Origin of the sequence: Plantibacter flavus (genome assembly GCF_051487245.1) — a bacterium.
Lineage (GTDB): Bacteria > Actinomycetota > Actinomycetes > Actinomycetales > Microbacteriaceae > Plantibacter > Plantibacter flavus_B.
In genome coordinates this window covers 280,326-295,772 of sequence record NZ_JAHVDH010000001.1, presented here as the reverse complement: position 1 = coordinate 295,772, position 15,447 = coordinate 280,326, and the positions used below count along the sequence as shown (strand labels likewise).

Below are 15,447 nucleotides of genomic sequence, written 5' to 3'. Positions count from 1 at the left end.
GACGGAAATCCCACCATGGAGCCATGACACTCCATATCTCCTCCAGCCTGCTCACGAGGCGGCGACCGCTCCACCGTCGCCCCACGCTGCGTCACCTCCTCGCAGCGCTCCCTGTCCTCCTCGCGATGCTGCTCGGCGTCGTGTTCGGCGCGGCCTCCCCCGCCGCAGCCCTCACCGCCACCGGCGTCGGCTTCGGCCACCGTTCGGCCACAGACGGTCGATGGCTCGGCTCCTGGGCCTTCGACGACGGCACGGTCGGCTTCTGCATCAACCTCGACCTGCCGATCCCGCCCGGGCACAGCTACGAGCACGTCGACGGCGAGTCACTCGGCTGGTTCACGCCGGAGGACGCCGCTCGGCTCGCCTACCTGTCGCGGAACTGGGGTGCGAGCCAGGATGCGGACGAGGCCGCCGCAGGCCAACTCGCCACCTGGATGATCACCGGTTTGAACGGCCAGACGCCAGAACGCATCGCGGCGCGAGCCGGCGCCGCAGCAGGCCGCGTCCTGGCCCGTGCGAACGAGATGCTCGCGGCCGCCGACGGCCCGGGAGGCGCGAGTCGTGGCGCGAACGCGAGCGTGCACCTCGATCGGGGCGACGACGGATACGACCTCGTCCGCACCGAGCTGGCGGTGGATTCCATCTCCTCCGGCATCACCACCCTTCCGCCGGGAACACACGCCGCCACGGTCACCCTCGAGGGCGCGAGCTTCGAGGACGGCGAGGTCGTCAAGGAGCTCGACAACGGGGAGGCGCACCGCATCATCCCGAGCGCGGACGGCGCCGTCGTCTCCTTCTCAGCGAGCGCGAGCTACGGCGAGCTCCCGTACGGCTCCGGGCTCACGATCGCGCTGAGTCAGGACCATGTCCAGAGCGTGCTCGTCGCCCGACCGATCTCGGCCGCAGCCGAGGCGGTGGCCGATCGCACACGACCGACGCCGTTGCCGTTCCAGCCGGTCGTCGTCACGACCACGTCGCACGCCATGGCCGTGCCTGGAACGGAGATCGTCGACCACCTGTCGGTCGGCATCGCCACGGGCACAGGACTCGCTTCGGAGTGGGGCGTCGTGGGGCCGGACGGCGGACCGTACACGCCGATCGCCGCGACCGTCCGGAGCCAACTCCTCGGGCCCTTCGGCGAAGCGCCCGTCGAGTCTCCGGAGACGCCCATCGGGGCACCGGTCGTGTGCGAAGTCGTCACGACGATCGACCAGGGGCCCGGCGACTACACGACGCCGTCCTGCGTCCTCCCTGAGTCCGGCTACTACGTCTGGGTCGAGCGCATCGAACCGAGCGACACGGCTCCTGAGGACGGCGGCGGGATGATCCTGCCCTGGCGTTCCGCCTTCGGCGTCGACTCGGAGACGACGCTGGCGGAGGAACCGGCGAAGCCGATGATCGCCGAGCCCCGTCTCGCGGAGACCGGAACGGACGAGGCGACGATGATCACGCTCGCGATCGCATCGGCCACAGCCCTCGCGCTCGGCGTGCTGTTGCTCGCACTGCGCGGTCGGGTGTTCCCAGCCGTGCGACAGCCCTCAGGTCTCAATCCACGGCGAGCAAGGGGGCGAGCTGGGCGCGGTCGACGTCGAGCCACGGCGCTGCCGGGTTCACGATGATGCCGGTGATCCCCTCGTCGCTCCGCAGCGCCGACGCCAGCTCGGCAGCGGTCACGTGGTACGCGTCGTCGCCGCGTCCGAGCGCGGCGATCTCGATCGGAGCGGTGAACACCTCGAGCAGGCGGCGGTCGCCGAGACGGGTCTCGGCGATGCCGATGCTCTTCCGATTGCCCTCCTCGTCGAGCTCGGCGCGGCCGGCGACGAATGCCCCGTGCGCAGCCAGGGCGGCGACGAGCTGTTCGAGGGCGTCGGCGTCGCGAGGCTGGGCCAGCGCCTCCTTGGCGAGGTCGTTGTTCTGTCCGTCACCGAACAACCTGGCGATGAGGGTCTTCGGTACGACAACGCTGGCCTTGCCGGCGGCAGGGTTCAGGACGATGCCCGCGTACCCCTCACCTCCGGCTTGGCGCAGGGCCCACAGCGCGGAGACCACGACACCCGTGACGGGGCCCTCCGCCGTGCGGGTCTTCTCCAGCTCCGAGTGCGAGGTGAAGGCGAGCAGGTACACCGCTCCCTCAGGGTCGCGGTGCACGCCGAGCGGCACCCGCCCCGCCGCCTGATCCTCAGCGGAGACGCCGTCCAGGTTCGTCGACAGCAGGAGCTTGCCCTGGATGCTCTGACGCAGGACGTGCAGCATCGCCCGCTCGTCACCGCCCTCAGCGAGTGCGGTGAGCGCCTGCGCGAGGTCGACGTTCGCGTCCGGCTCGGCATTCGATGCTGGCGCGACGGGGGCAGCAGGCACCGAGATCGGGGCCTCAGGCGTCCGCGCAGCCGATGAGACGGTGGTCACCGAGATCGGAACGTGCGGCACGGCTTCGGCCTGCTCCGCAGCCACTTCCGGCTCGGGAGCGGAGGGCACGGCCTCTGCGGCGTCGGATCGGGCGTCGGGCGCGTTGCGCTTGGAGAACAGAGCCATGATTCCTCAGCCTAGATGCTCGATGACGGCAGAGGAACCCGTGCCCGCCGGCAACCCGGCGGGCACGGCCTCACTCGACTTTCTCGATGGGAGCGATCTTGATGAGCAGCTTCTTGGCCCCAGCGGAATCGAACTGCACGTGGGCGATCCGCTTCGCGCCCTCGCCCGTGACGGCGTTGACCCGCCCCAGGCCGAAGTCGGCATGCGAGATGCGGTCGCCAGGTGCGAGCTCGAGGTCGCCGTTGTCGCGGACCTTCGCCGTGATGCGGTTCGCCCACGTGGTCTCTGTCTTGGTGCCGCCGGAGAACCGGGTGTCGCCGGCAGACGCCCCCTCAGGGAGCGCGCGCACGGACCAGCGGTCGCTCGACGGTGCCCGCCGCGCATTGAGCGCCCGCGACTGGGTGCCCCCACGACCGTTCACCGTTCCGGGCGACTGACGCCACTCGATGAGCTCGGCCGGGATCTCCTGCAGGTACCTGCTCGGCATCGCGACGGCGGTCTCTCCATATTGCGCCCGAGTCATCGCGAGTGACAGGTACAGGCGCTTCCGGGCCCGCGTGATCCCCACGTAGAACAGCCGACGCTCCTCGGCGGGACCACCGGGCTCGTTCGCCGACATCCGGTGCGGCAGGAGATCCTCTTCGATGCCGGTGAGGAAGACCGCGTCGTACTCGAGCCCCTTCGCAGTGTGCAGCGTCATGAGGGAGACGCTGCCCGTCGCATCGTCGAGGTCGTCGGCGGCCGCGACGAGCGACACCTCGGTGAGGAAGTCGATGATCCCGCCGTCGGGGTTGTTCTTCGCGAACTCCTTCGTGACCGCGATGAGCTCATCGACGTTCTCTGCTCGCGCCTCGTCCTGGGGGTCGCGGCTCATGCGGAGCGAGTCGAGGTAGCCGCTTTTCGTCATGAGGAGTGAGAGCACGTCACCGACGGCGGTCGCCGAGGCGGTGCTGCGGTCGGCCGCCGCCGCTTCGTCGAGCGCGGCCTGGGCTTCGTCGAGGAGCGCCGACAACTGCAGGATGGCGTTCGTGACCTTCGGGCCGAGGCCGAGGGCGTCCGCTCGACGCATGGCTTCGCGGAAACTCACACCGTTGTTCTCTGCGAAGCTCGCAAGCGCCGTCTCCGTGGCCGGGCCGATGCCGCGCTTCGGAGTGTTGAGGATGCGCCGCAAGGCCATGATGTCGGCCGGGTTCGCCACAGACACCAGGTACGCGAGGGCGTCCTTGATCTCGGCGCGTTCGTAGAACTTCGTGCCGCCCATGATGCGGTACGGCAGCGCTGCCCGGATGAAGATCTCCTCCAGCGCCCTCGTCTGGGCGTTGGTGCGGTAGAACACGGCGATGTCGCCGTAGTTCGTGCCCGAGCTCCGCAGCTTCTCGATCTCGTCGGCGATGAACTGGGCTTCATCGTGGCCTGAGTATCCCGTGAAGCCGACGATCTTCTCGCCATCGCCGACGGCCGTCCAGAGCTTCTTATCCTTGCGGTCGAAGTTGTTCGAGATGACCGCGTTCGCCGCCGAGAGGATGTTCTGCGTCGATCGGTAGTTCTGCTCGAGGAGGACGACCTTGGCACCCGGGAAGTCACGCTCGAACTCGGTGATGTTCCGGATGTCGGCACCGCGGAACGCGTAGATGGACTGGTCCGAGTCGCCCACGACGGTGAGGGAGGCACCCTCGGTGCGGGTGATCGAGAGTTGGTCGGTCCCGGCCTCCGGTGCACGCGTGAGTTCGCGGATGAGCGAGTACTGCGCGTGGTTCGTGTCCTGGTACTCGTCCACGAGGATGTGGCGGAAGCGCTGCTGATACTGCGCGGCCACATGGGGGAACGCGCGGAAGAGGAAGACCGTCTGGCTGATGAGGTCGTCGAAGTCGAAGGCGTTCGCGTCGGCCAGCGCCTTCGTGTACTTCCGGAAGATCTGCAGGAACACGAGCTCCTGCGGGTCGTTCGTGTTGATCGTGCGCGAGTAGGAGTCGACGTCGGAGAGTTCGTTCTTGAGCTTCGAGATCTTCGCGGAGGCGTTCGACGGGGTGAAGCCGTAGGCGTCGGCCTCCAGTTCCTTGATGATGCGCTTGAGGAGCGCGCGTTGATCGCCGCTGTCGTAGATGGTGAAGTTCTTCGTGAAGCCGAAGTGCTCGGCCTCACGACGCAGGATGCGGACGCACGCGGAGTGGAAGGTGGAGATCCACATGCCCTGCGCGGCTTGCCCGACGAGGGCCTCGACCCGCTCGCGCATCTCGGCGGCCGCCTTGTTCGTGAAGGTGATCGCGAGGATCTGGCTGGGCCACGCCTCACGCTGTTCGAGCAGCAGCGCGACGCGACGGGTCAGGACGCTCGTCTTGCCGGAGCCGGCGCCCGCGACGATGAGGAGCGCCTGACCGCGGTACTCGACCGCGATCTTCTGCTGGGGGTTGAGCCCCTCCAGCAGGCGGCTACCGCCCGGCTGCGCGCCGGAGGAAGCCCCGGGGACGGTTGCTGTGGGCCAGTCGACGATCACCGGCTGTGCGGCGTCGGCGTTCGAAGAAGGAGAGCTCGCCATGACGCCAGCAAGTCTAGGCGCTGCGTCCGACATCGGCCGGACGGAGCGTGCCCGCTCAGCCGCGGGCTGTACCCTCCTCGCGCGCCGAGACCCCGAGGTCGGCCTGGTCGACGAAGAAGCCGTCGACACCGCTCGAGAGCACGAGGGCGAACTCCCCCGCCCAGTCCCCGTGCGCTGCCGGGTCGTCGCCCAGCCGGAACGGCGGCGCGAGGAACCGGTTCTCCGGGCGGAGCGTCCACGTGTACACGCGCAATCCGGCGGCGTGCGCGCGCTGCACGAGGTCGGTCGTGGTCGCCGTCCCGGCATCGTCGAGGTCGATGAGCATCGCCTTGTCGACGCTGACGCCGTCGATCTCGGTGGCGAGCTGCGCCAGACCCTCGTCGCGCATCGCATCCGCGTAGCTGGGAGCCGCGTCCCCGAGGCGCGCGACGAGATCGCTCGGGCGCCCGGATCGCTCGATGAGGTATACGTACTCCGCGACGACGCCCCTCGCCTGCAGCTGCAGCAGCACCGACTTCTCGAAGGACTCGACGATGAGCGGTTCCTCCTCCGGGACCGCGCCGAAACCCGTCGCGGCCAGCTCCTCCGCCAGCAACCGGTCGAGCGGGAGGCCGATCGAGGCGAAATGACTCGCGTGCTTGATCTCGGCGACGATGCCGAGCGGACGCTCCAGGTCGGTCGCGGCGGTACGTACGAGGTCGACGAGGTCGGTGAAGCGGAGGATGCCGGAACGCCCGTCGAAACTCGCGCTCGCCGGACGGATCTCGGCGATGCGCTCCCGGGACGTCAGGGTGGCGAGTTCCGCCCAGGTGAAGTCCTCGGTGAACCATCCGGTGAGTTCGTCGCCGTCGATCGTCTTCGTCGTCCGACGTTCGGCGAACTCGGGTCGCGAGGCGACGTCGGTCGTGCCTGAGATCTCGTTCTCGTGCCGCAGCACGAGCACGCCGTCCTTCGATGCGACGATGTCGGGCTCGACGGCGTCGGCGCCGAGCGCGAAGGCGAGGGCGTAGGAGGACTCGGTGTGTTCTGGGCGATACCCGGGTGCCCCGCGGTGGCCGATGACGAGCGGGCGAGGAAGCGAATCGATGCGCACGCGACCAGCCTAGAGCGGGCGGTCCCAGGCTCCGCGGAGCTCCGCCTGTCAGCCAGAGGCGAACACCGGCATTCCCCGGCGGATTCAAAGAGTTCTCGGATACGATTGGGTCCAGCAGCGCCGCATGGCGCGACACAGCCTCCACGACTGAGAGTAGGAATCAGCCATGGCCCTCGACAATCCCGCGTTCTCGAAGAACCCGGCATTCGCGAAGCAGGGAGGCGGGACGCTGCAGGCAGCGCAGGCGGCGAACCCGTCCCTCACCGCCGAACAGCTCCACGCGATGTACAACCAGCCCACCGCTCCAGCGGGTGTGGGTACCACCGGTCGGATGACGATCGAGAACACGCTCACGAAGACGCTCGGCTCGTTCGCCGTCCTCGTCGTGTTCGCCGTCATCTCCTGGGTGTGGACGACCTCGCTGCTGCAGTCGGGTGGCTACGCCCTCCCGATGATCATCGGCATGGTCGGAGGCCTCGTCCTCGGCCTCGTCAACTCCTTCAAGAAGGAGCCGGTGCCGGCGCTCATCCTCGGCTACGCCGTCTTCCAGGGACTCTTCGTCGGCGGCATCTCCCGTGTCTTCGAGGCGAACCCGGCTTGGTCCGGTGTCGTCGTGCAGGCCGTGCTCGCGACCCTCGCTGTCGTCGGCGTGACCCTCGCGCTCTTCGCCAGCGGCAAGGTCCGCGCGTCGAAGAAGATGACGAAGGTCTTCCTCATCGCCATCGTCGGCTACGGCGTCTTCCAGCTGCTGAACCTCGTGCTCATGTTCACGGGTGTGCTCAACAACCCGTTCGGCCTGTACGGCGCGCAGATCTTCGGCATCCCGCTGGGCATCGTCATCGGCATCTTCGCGGTGCTGATGGGCGCGTACTCGCTCGTGCTCGACTTCGACTTCATCCAGCGGGGCGTGCAGAACCGCGCTCCCGAGAAGTACGGCTGGACCGGAGCCTTCGGCATCATGGTCACCGTCATCTGGATCTACGTCGAGATCCTCCGCATGCTCGCGATCTCGCGCAACTAGTCGCACCGGTTCCATCGGAAGGCCGTCCCGCTCGGGGCGGCCTTCCGTCGTTCCGGCATGCCGTCTCCGTCGCCGGTCTGCAGAACCTCGCGCAGCGCGCCAGCACTGATCGCTGAGCGACCGCTCCGGTCACAGAGAGCCGCCGACACCGGTCCCTGCGCCACCCGCCCCGGTCCCTGAGCCTGTCGAAGGGCCGAAACAGCGAAGGCCGCCCCTCACGGGACGGCCTTGGCTCGGGACGGAGTGGGATCACTCCCACTCGATGGTCCCCGGTGGCTTCGACGTGACGTCGAGGACCACACGGTTCACGTCCTTGACCTCGTTCGTGATGCGGTTGCTGATGCGCGCCAGCACGTCGTACGGCAAGCGGGTCCAGTCGGCCGTCATGGCGTCCTCGGAGGACACCGGACGCAGCACGATCGGGTGGCCGTAGGTGCGTCCGTCGCCCTGGACACCCACCGAGCGGACGTCGGCGAGCAGGACGACCGGGCACTGCCAGATCTCCTGGTCGAGGCCGGCCGCAGTGAGCTCTTCGCGGACGATCGCGTCGGCGTCGCGGAGCAGGTCGAGACGCTCAGCAGTGACCTCGCCGACGATGCGGATGCCGAGGCCGGGGCCGGGGAACGGCTGACGGCCGACGATGACCTCGGGCAGACCGAGCTCGCGACCGATCGCGCGGACCTCGTCCTTGAACAGGGTGCGCAGTGGCTCCACGAGCTCGAACTGCAGGTCTTCCGGCAGGCCGCCCACGTTGTGGTGGCTCTTGATGTTCGCGGTGCCGCTGCCGCCGCCGGACTCGACGACGTCCGGGTACAGCGTGCCCTGCACGAGGAAGCGGATGGCCTCGCCCTCGTCCTTGGCCTCCTTCACGAGCTCGACCTCGGCCTGCTCGAACGAACGGATGAACTCGCGGCCGATGATCTTGCGCTTCTGCTCCGGGTCGCTCACGCCGGCGAGCGCCGTCATGAACTGTTCGCGGGCGTCGACCGTGACGAGGCGGACACCCGTCGAACCGACGAAGTCCTCCTCGACCTGGCGACGCTCGTCCTTTCGGAGCAGCCCGTGGTCGACGAAGATGCAGACCAGCTGGTCGCCGACGGCCTTGTGCACGATCGCTGCCGCGACGGCGGAGTCGACACCACCGGAGAGCCCGCAGATGACCTTCGCGTCGCCGACCTGCGCACGGATGCGCTCGACCTGCTCGGCGATGACGTTGCCGCTGTTCCAATCCGCGGGGATCCCGGCGGCACGGTGCAGGAAGTTCTCGAGCACCTGCTGGCCGTACGCCGAGTGCTTGACCTCGGGGTGCCACTGCACGCCGTACAGGCCGCGCTCGGCGTTCGCGAAGGCGGCGACCGGGGTGGAGGCGGTGGAGGCGAGGACGTCGAAGCCTGCCGGAGCCTTCGAGACGGAGTCTCCGTGGCTCATCCACACGTTCTGCTCGCTCGGGATGCCGTGCAGCAGGGTTCCGGGGGCGTCGACGACGCTCGTCGCGTCGGTCGCACCGTACTCGCGGAGGCCGGTGTGCGCGACCTCACCGCCGAGCTGGGTGGCCATGACCTGGAAGCCGTAGCAGATCCCGAGGGTCGGGACGCCGAGCTCGAGGATGCCGCTGTCGAGCGACGGGGCGCCCGGCTCGTAGACGCTCGACGGGCCGCCCGAGAGGACGATGCCGACGGGGTTCTTCGCGGCGACCTCGGCCGCCGAGACCGTGTGGGGCACGATCTCGGAGTAGACGCCGGCCTCGCGGACGCGCCGCGCGATCAGCTGCGCGTACTGCGCGCCGAAGTCGACGACCAGCACGGGCCGCGCTGCGGTCTGCTCGGCGGCGACGGATGGGGTGGTTTCGCTCACTGCATGGACTCCACGGGTTCGGCGGTCGCCGCTGCTTCGCGACCGGAGAGGTAGCCCTTCACTTCCCGCGGGATGCGGCTCTCGAAGAAGAAGGACAGGAAGGGGATGATGCCGCCGAGCGCAAGCCAGAGCAGACGCAGGACGTTCCACCGCATGAGGCTCCAGAGCCGGAACGCGGCGAACAGGTACACGACGTAGAACCAGCCGTGGATGATGAGGATGCCCGTGCTCAGGTTGATCGCCGTGGCCGTACCAGAGGGAACGAAGGCGAGGAATCCGTAGGCGCCGCCGAGTTCGAGTTCGAGGCCGAACGCGTATTTCATCAGCATCTCGGCGCAGAGCGACAGGAGCAGCACACCGGTGATGGGAGCCGCGACCTGGTAGAACTTCAGCGCGCTCCGGATCGCGGGAAACGTCGAGGGTTTCGGCTGGAGGGGCATGGATCCATCCTACCCGCCGGTCCTGCGGGCCCGGACATCAGGCGGTGGCGACGGTTCCCTCCGCCTCGGCTTCTTCCAGCTCCTCGATCTCCCGTTCCCAGGCGTCCTTCGCGAGCCGGAACCAGAGGAACACGGCGAAGACGGCGAAGATGACCCATTCGGCCGCGTAGAAGATGTTCAACCAGTTGAGCTGGATCTCCTGGCTCGGCGCGGGCGAGGAGATCGGCTCGAGGCCGTCGGCCGTCTCGTCATCGACGAGGAACGCGGTGTACACGCGCAGTCCGTCGGCGTCGTTCCATCGGTTGAGCAGCGCGGCGACCGACATGTTGTTGAGGTCGGTCGGTGCGGCGTCTGCGGGCGGATCCTCGGGACCTTCCGGCGGGTTCAACCGGCCGACGAGGTCGACCTGACCGTCAGGCTGGCGGGCATTGAGTTCGTCTGCCACCGCCTCGGCCACCGATCGGTCCTCGGTCCACCCGAGCGCCACCGCGAGCCCTGCCGCGTCCCCACGGTCCGTCGTCAGGTGACCGGTCACCCAATAGCCCAGGACGCCGTCGTTGACGCGCTCGCCGACGACGATGTAGTCCTTCGGCGCCCATGAGCCCGAGATACTGACCCGCTGACCTGCGTCGGCCTCGCGCAACCCGACGCCCGGCTCGACGAGTCCGTCGAGCGAGCGCACCGTCTCCGTGTCGCCGACGACGACCTGCCCGGACTCCAACGCGCGGGCCAGCTGCCACTGACTCAGCGCAGCGAAGGCGCCTGCGACGGCGAGCGCGAGGACGAGCACGCCGATCCAGCGAGGACGCAGCATCACGGAGCGGAGCGTCGGACGCGGACCTCGAGGGGTCTGGTGGCCGGGTGTCTGTGGGACGGTGCTAGTAATCGGGCTCTCGCTTTCGTGCTGGTGGTTCCTCGTCGTTCATCGCCTGCTCGACCAGACGGTCGATGGCCGCCTGCTCGGTCGCAGACGACGGAGCATCCGGGTCGGTGTCGGTGCTCTCGACGAGCGCGATCTCTTCGTCTCGCATGGGGTCGGGCCGATCCGGCGCGACTGCTTTCACCCGTTTCGTGCGCAGCACGAACGCGCCGATCTGCTCGGATCGACCGGCGACGATCGGACCCATGACGGCCATGATGAGCACGTAGAGTCCGGCGAACGGCTGGATGAGCGGGTTCAGGCCGGCGCTCAACGAGAGCGTCGCGAGGATGAGCGCGAACTCGCCGCGATTCTGCAGGATGACCGCGGCGTTGATTCCGGCCTGTGGGCCGAGCCCGTTGAGCCAGGCGACGAACTGACCGGCGACCGCGTTGAGCGTCACCGTCATCAGCACCGCGAGGAGCACGGGCACGAGCACGCTCCCGAACTTCGTCGCGTCGAGCGCGAGACCGAAGTTCAGGAAGAAGAAGGCACCGAAGACGTCGCGCAGCGGGATGGCGATCTGTTCGATCTTGTTGCGGAATCGCGTTGCACCGAGCACGAGGCCGATGAGGAACGCCCCGATCGCATCGGTCACGCCGAGGAGTTCGCCGATGCCGCCGAACGCGACGGCGAGGCCGAAGAACAGGATCGTGAAGAGTTCGTCGTCTTTCGTCCGGAACAGCCGGGAGACGAACCGGCCTCCGAATCGGGCGATGGCGAACATGACCAGGATGAAGGTGAAGGCGATCGCGAGCTTTCCGATGACCGGCCACACCTCCGTCTCGCCGCTCAGCACGACGCCGACGATCGCGAGGTAGATCGCGATGAAGATGTCCTCGACGACGGTCACACCGAGGATCATCGGTGTCTCGTCGTTGGTCAGTCGTTTGAGCTCGATGAGCAGCTTCGTGACGATGGCACTCGACGAGGTCGCCGTGATGCCCGCGATGATGAGGGCCTCACGGGTTCCCCAGCCGACGAGGAACCCGAACACGAGCCCTGCCGCCATGTTCACGAGGATGTAGGAACCGCCGGAGACGATGAGCTTGCCCGCATTGCTGAAGAACTCGTCCTGATCGAACTCCAGCCCGAGGTTGAACAACAGCAGGATGAGGCCGAACACGGCGATGAGCTCGACCTGATCACTCGCGAAATCGAGTGGGAACCAACCGGTGTACGGACTCGCGAGCAGACCCACGAGCATGTAGACGGGGATGGACGGCAGGCCGATGAGTTTGCCGAGCCGGCCGAGGATGTAGGCGATGACGAACAGGACGCCGAGGATGATGAGATCCTGGCCGAGGTGGGAGCTTTCGGTCGCGGCGGCGTGCAGCATGCCTACCCTCCGGGCGGAGCGTCGACGGCGACCTTCTTGAGGGCACCGGAACGGAAGTAGGCGAACGCCTTCGCGACCTTCTCGGGGCTGCCTGCGACGACGAGCGTGTCGCCGGGGAAGACTCGGAAGTCGGCTGCGGGGGCCGGGTTCGCGGACTCGCCACGGACGACGGCGACGACCGTGAGCCCGACCATGCCTTTCTCAGCCGGGTTGCCGAGGGGCTGACCGGCGATGTGGTCTTCGTAGTCGACCGTGAACCAGTCGATGCTGAGGCCGGGGATCTGGTCGAGGGCGCTCAGCGACTCGGTGATCTGCGTGCCGCCGAGGAGTTCGGCGAGTGTGTGCGCCTCGTCCTCGTTCAGCCGGAGCGACACCTTTCCGCCGTCGGCCCCGTCCTCGTGGTCGGCGAAGGTGATGAGGTCGCTGTGTCCGGAGCGGTGCGCGATGACACCGACCTTGCCGCCGTCGTCGGTGACGAAGGTGTGCAGCACACCGACTCCGGGAAGTTTGACCCGCCGAACATCCACCATGGCTGTACTCCTCAGGCTTGTTGTGGCAGTCCTCCCATTCTATCCGCCACTGAGTCCGGTCCAGCCCGGCACGCACTCGCCCGTTGTGCTGCGGGCGATCAGCCCCGGTCCCTCAGGCGCCCGGGACGATGTCGGGCGCCTCGAGCCGCACGCGATCGGCCGCTTCGTCGTTCGGCTGCTCCTGCGAGGCACGCTCGGCGGCGACCCGCTTCAAGTAGTAGGAGACCTCCTTCTCGATGCGCGCTTCATCCCAGCCGAGGACGCCGCCCATGAGCCTCGCGGCCACCGGTGCAGCCGAGACCCCGCGGTCCCAGGCCTCGATCGAGATGCGCGTGCGCCGGGCGAGGACGTCATCGAGGTGCAACGCACCCTCGTGCGATGTCGCGTACACGACCTCGGCGGCGATGTAGTCGTCGGCACCGGGCAGGGCCTCGGCGAGCGTCGGGTCCTCTTTGATGAGGTCGAGCAGCTCGTCGGTCAGGACGCCGTAGCGGTTCAGCAGGTGCTCGATGCGCGCGGTGTGCACACCGAACGCCCGCGCGATCTTGCCGCGCTTGTTCCATGCAGCCTGGTAGCCCTCCGCTCCCAGCAGGGCGATGTTCTCGGTCGCACTCGCCGGGATCTTGCCGTCCAGGGCGTCCACGGCGGCGTCGATCGCGTCCTTCGCCATCACGCGATAGGTCGTCCACTTGCCACCGGCGATGACGACGAGCCCGGGCACCGAGTGAGCGACGAGGTGCTCACGGGAGAGCTTCGAGGTCTGCTCCGACTCGCCGGCGAGCAGCGGTCGCAGGCCGGCGTAGACGCCCTCGACGTCCTCGCGAGTGAGCGGGACCGCGAGGATCTTGTTCACGTGTTCGAGCAGGTAGTCGATGTCGGCGGCCGTGGCCGCCGGGTGCGCCTTGTCGAGGTGCCAGTCGGTGTCGGTCGTGCCGATGAGCCAGTGGCGACCCCACGGGATGACGAACAGCACGCTCTTCTCGGTGCGCAGCAGCAGTCCCATGTTGGACTGGAAGCGGTCTCGCGGCACGACGAGGTGGATGCCCTTCGAAGCGCGGACCTTGAACTGCCCGCGCTCCCCCACCATCGACTGGGTGTCGTCGGTCCAGACGCCGGTCGCGTTCACGACCTGCTTGGCGCGGATCTCGAAGCGTTCGTCCGTCTCGAGGTCGTGGGCCTTCACACCGACGACCCGCTGGCCGACTTTGAGGAACCCCTCGACCCGGATGCGGCTCGCGACATGGGCGCCGTACGCGGACGCCGTCCGGGCGAGCGAGGCGACGTACCTCGCGTCATCGACCTGCGCGTCGTAGTAGGTGAGTCCGCCGACGAACGCGTCGGACTTGAGGCTCGGAATGGACGTCAGGACCTGGCGCTTCGAGAGGTGCCGGTGGTGCGGGACACCGGGCGGGCGACCACCCGTCCAGCTGAACAGGTCGTACAGCAGCATGCCGGCGCCGATGTAGAACCGCTCGAACACCGGCTTGTTGAGGGGATAGAGGAAGCGCACCGGCTTCACGAGGTGCGGCGCGATGCGCTGCAGCAGCAGACCACGCTCGATGAGCGCCTCACGGACGAGCCGGAAGTCCAACTGCTCGAGGTAACGGATGCCGCCGTGGACCAGCTTCGACGATCGACTCGAGGTGCCGCTCGCCCAGTCACGTGCTTCCAGCAGCCCAGTGCTCAACCCGCGCGTGACCGCGTCGAGGGCACTTCCGGTGCCGACGATCCCGCCACCGACGACGAGGACGTCGAGTTCTTTCGACTTGAGCGCTTCGATCGCGGCGTCGCGCTCCTCCATCCCCAGCTTGGTGGACCGCGAGACGCTGTTGGGTGTGGTTGCCATCGTCGAACTCCGCTCTCCGAAACACCCTCGCGGCCGTCCTGCACGCGGCAGGCACTCGTCTGCGAGGCTCTGGTTCTGAGGCTAGTCCGGACAATCCGAGCCGACAACGCCTTGCGTCATCGAGTCCGTTCCGACAGTCTGCGTGGCATCCGCCAGTGAAGCCTCGGGTGCCCGCTCAGACCTCGGTCCAGACGTCAGTTGCCCTGGTAGGGAGCGACGACGACCTCGACACGCTGGAACTCCTTGAGGTCGGAGTATCCCGTCGTCGCCATCGAGCGGCGGAGCGCGCCGATGAGGTTCGCCGTGCCGTCGGAGACGGGAGACGGACCGTAGAGGATCTCCTCGAGCGACGCGACGGTGCCGACCTCGACCCGGCGTCCGCGCGGCAGGTGGGGGTGGTGCGCCTCGGCGCCCCAGTGCCAGCCGCCACCAGGAGCGTCGGTCGCGCGAGCGAGAGCGGTCCCGAGCATGACGGCGTCTGCACCCATGGCGACCGCCTTGACGATGTCGCCGGAGGTGCCGAGTCCGCCATCGGCGATCACGTGGACGTAGCGTCCGCCCGACTCGTCGAGGTAGTCACGGCGAGCGCCGGCGACGTCGGCGACCGCGGTGGCCATCGGGGCGTGGATGCCGAGCGAGGCACGCGTGGTGGACGCTGCGCCGCCGCCGAAGCCGACGAGGACACCGGCTGCACCGGTCCGCATCAGGTGCAGGGCAGCGGTGTACGTGGCAGCTCCGCCCACGATGACGGGGACGTCGAGTTCGTAGATGAACTTCTTGAGGTTGAGCGGCTCCTGGTTCTTGGAGACGTGCTCGGCGGAGACCGTGGTGCCGCGGATGACGAAGAGGTCGACCCCGGCGGCCACGACGGTCTCGTACAGTTCCTGCGTGCGCTGCGGGGAGAGCGCACCGGCGACGGTCACCCCGGCGGCGCGGATCTCCGCGAGGCGTGCCGTCACGAGCTCCGGTTTGATGGGTGCCGCGTAGATCTCCTGCATGCGGGCGGTCGCGCGACCGACCGGCAATGAGCGGATCTCGGCGAGCAGCGGCTCCGGGTCCTCGTAGCGGGTCCAGAGGCCCTCGAGGTCGAGCACGCCGACGCCACCCAGCTGACCCATCATGATCGCCGTCGTCGGCGAGACGACCGAGTCCATGGGGGCCGCAAGAACGGGGATCTGGAACTGGTAGGCGTCGATCGCCCACGAGACCGAGACGTCCTCGGGGTCGCGGGTCCTCCGCGACGGGACGACGGCGATGTCGTCGAAGGCGAACGCACGCCTGGCGCGCTTTGACCGACCGATCTCAATATCCATGCTCACCCAGCCAGCCTACCGGTC

At 68.2% G+C, this 15,447-nt stretch carries 12 protein-coding genes; 2 read left to right on the top strand and 10 right to left on the bottom strand.

The window, feature by feature from the left end:
• The first annotated feature begins 23 nt into the window (after nucleotides 1-23).
• Nucleotides 24-1,619 carry a hypothetical protein gene (locus KXS11_RS01345; protein ID WP_437383649.1) on the top strand — a complete coding sequence of 532 codons (1,596 nt, stop codon included), beginning with the start codon at nucleotides 24-26 and terminating at the stop codon, nucleotides 1,617-1,619.
• Here KXS11_RS01345 and KXS11_RS01340 read toward each other — a convergent pair.
• From KXS11_RS01340 to KXS11_RS01330, 3 genes are all read right to left on the bottom strand, one after another.
• Complete coding sequence (locus KXS11_RS01340) at nucleotides 1,546-2,532, bottom strand: SseB family protein (protein ID WP_437383648.1); 987 nt, start codon at nucleotides 2,530-2,532, stop codon at nucleotides 1,546-1,548. The two genes, KXS11_RS01345 and KXS11_RS01340, sit on opposite strands and share 74 nt — an antisense overlap.
• Before the next feature lie 70 nt (nucleotides 2,533-2,602).
• Nucleotides 2,603-5,068 (bottom strand): ATP-dependent helicase, encoded by a 2,466-nt coding sequence (locus KXS11_RS01335; protein ID WP_437383647.1) that lies wholly within the window; start codon nucleotides 5,066-5,068, stop codon nucleotides 2,603-2,605.
• 55 nt (nucleotides 5,069-5,123) lie between these two features.
• Nucleotides 5,124-6,155 (bottom strand): glycerophosphodiester phosphodiesterase family protein, encoded by a 1,032-nt coding sequence (locus KXS11_RS01330; RefSeq protein WP_437384123.1) that lies wholly within the window; start codon nucleotides 6,153-6,155, stop codon nucleotides 5,124-5,126.
• 172 nt (nucleotides 6,156-6,327) lie between these two features.
• Between KXS11_RS01330 and KXS11_RS01325 the strand changes: the two genes are divergently transcribed.
• On the top strand, nucleotides 6,328-7,182 hold the full coding sequence (locus KXS11_RS01325) for a Bax inhibitor-1/YccA family protein (protein WP_437383646.1): 855 nt from the start codon (nucleotides 6,328-6,330) through the stop codon (nucleotides 7,180-7,182).
• A gap of 249 nt (nucleotides 7,183-7,431) precedes the next feature.
• Here the strand turns inward: KXS11_RS01325 and guaA are convergent, their stop codons facing one another.
• The 7 genes from guaA to KXS11_RS01290 form a co-directional block, all read right to left on the bottom strand.
• The gene (gene guaA, locus KXS11_RS01320) at nucleotides 7,432-9,036 is read right to left on the bottom strand and encodes a glutamine-hydrolyzing GMP synthase (RefSeq protein WP_437383645.1); all 1,605 of its coding nucleotides are present in this window, start codon (nucleotides 9,034-9,036) and stop codon (nucleotides 7,432-7,434) included.
• Nucleotides 9,033-9,476, bottom strand: a complete 444-nt coding sequence (locus KXS11_RS01315) for a DUF3817 domain-containing protein (protein ID WP_437383644.1) — start codon at nucleotides 9,474-9,476, stop codon at nucleotides 9,033-9,035. The genes guaA and KXS11_RS01315 overlap by 4 nt, the downstream gene beginning before the upstream one ends.
• Before the next feature lie 37 nt (nucleotides 9,477-9,513).
• Nucleotides 9,514-10,290, bottom strand: a complete 777-nt coding sequence (locus tag KXS11_RS01310) for an SURF1 family cytochrome oxidase biogenesis protein (protein ID WP_437384122.1) — start codon at nucleotides 10,288-10,290, stop codon at nucleotides 9,514-9,516.
• A gap of 64 nt (nucleotides 10,291-10,354) precedes the next feature.
• Complete coding sequence (locus KXS11_RS01305) at nucleotides 10,355-11,734, bottom strand: cation:proton antiporter (RefSeq protein ID WP_437383643.1); 1,380 nt, start codon at nucleotides 11,732-11,734, stop codon at nucleotides 10,355-10,357.
• Nucleotides 11,735-11,736: 2 nt separating this feature from the next.
• A complete protein-coding gene (locus KXS11_RS01300; RefSeq protein ID WP_437383642.1) occupies nucleotides 11,737-12,264 on the bottom strand; it encodes a cation:proton antiporter regulatory subunit in 528 nt (175 codons plus the stop codon).
• A 112-nt stretch (nucleotides 12,265-12,376) separates the two neighbouring features.
• Complete coding sequence (locus KXS11_RS01295; RefSeq protein ID WP_437383641.1) at nucleotides 12,377-14,110, bottom strand: glycerol-3-phosphate dehydrogenase/oxidase; 1,734 nt, start codon at nucleotides 14,108-14,110, stop codon at nucleotides 12,377-12,379.
• A gap of 194 nt (nucleotides 14,111-14,304) precedes the next feature.
• Nucleotides 14,305-15,423, bottom strand: a complete 1,119-nt coding sequence (locus tag KXS11_RS01290; RefSeq protein WP_437384121.1) for a GuaB3 family IMP dehydrogenase-related protein — start codon at nucleotides 15,421-15,423, stop codon at nucleotides 14,305-14,307.
• Nucleotides 15,424-15,447: the final 24 nt, after the last annotated feature.

Coding starts and splice junctions, on each gene's coding strand:
- KXS11_RS01335 (WP_437383647.1), bottom strand. CDS start 5,068: ATGGCGAGCTCTCCTTCTTCGAACGCCGACGCCGCACAGCCGGTGATC.
- KXS11_RS01295 (WP_437383641.1), bottom strand. CDS start 14,110: ATGGCAACCACACCCAACAGCGTCTCGCGGTCCACCAAGCTGGGGATG.
- KXS11_RS01310 (WP_437384122.1), bottom strand. CDS start 10,290: ATGCTGCGTCCTCGCTGGATCGGCGTGCTCGTCCTCGCGCTCGCCGTC.
- KXS11_RS01325 (WP_437383646.1), top strand. CDS start 6,328: ATGGCCCTCGACAATCCCGCGTTCTCGAAGAACCCGGCATTCGCGAAG.
- KXS11_RS01290 (WP_437384121.1), bottom strand. CDS start 15,423: ATGGATATTGAGATCGGTCGGTCAAAGCGCGCCAGGCGTGCGTTCGCC.
- KXS11_RS01315 (WP_437383644.1), bottom strand. CDS start 9,476: ATGCCCCTCCAGCCGAAACCCTCGACGTTTCCCGCGATCCGGAGCGCG.
- KXS11_RS01300 (WP_437383642.1), bottom strand. CDS start 12,264: ATGGTGGATGTTCGGCGGGTCAAACTTCCCGGAGTCGGTGTGCTGCAC.
- KXS11_RS01345 (WP_437383649.1), top strand. CDS start 24: ATGACACTCCATATCTCCTCCAGCCTGCTCACGAGGCGGCGACCGCTC.
- KXS11_RS01340 (WP_437383648.1), bottom strand. CDS start 2,532: ATGGCTCTGTTCTCCAAGCGCAACGCGCCCGACGCCCGATCCGACGCC.
- KXS11_RS01305 (WP_437383643.1), bottom strand. CDS start 11,734: ATGCTGCACGCCGCCGCGACCGAAAGCTCCCACCTCGGCCAGGATCTC.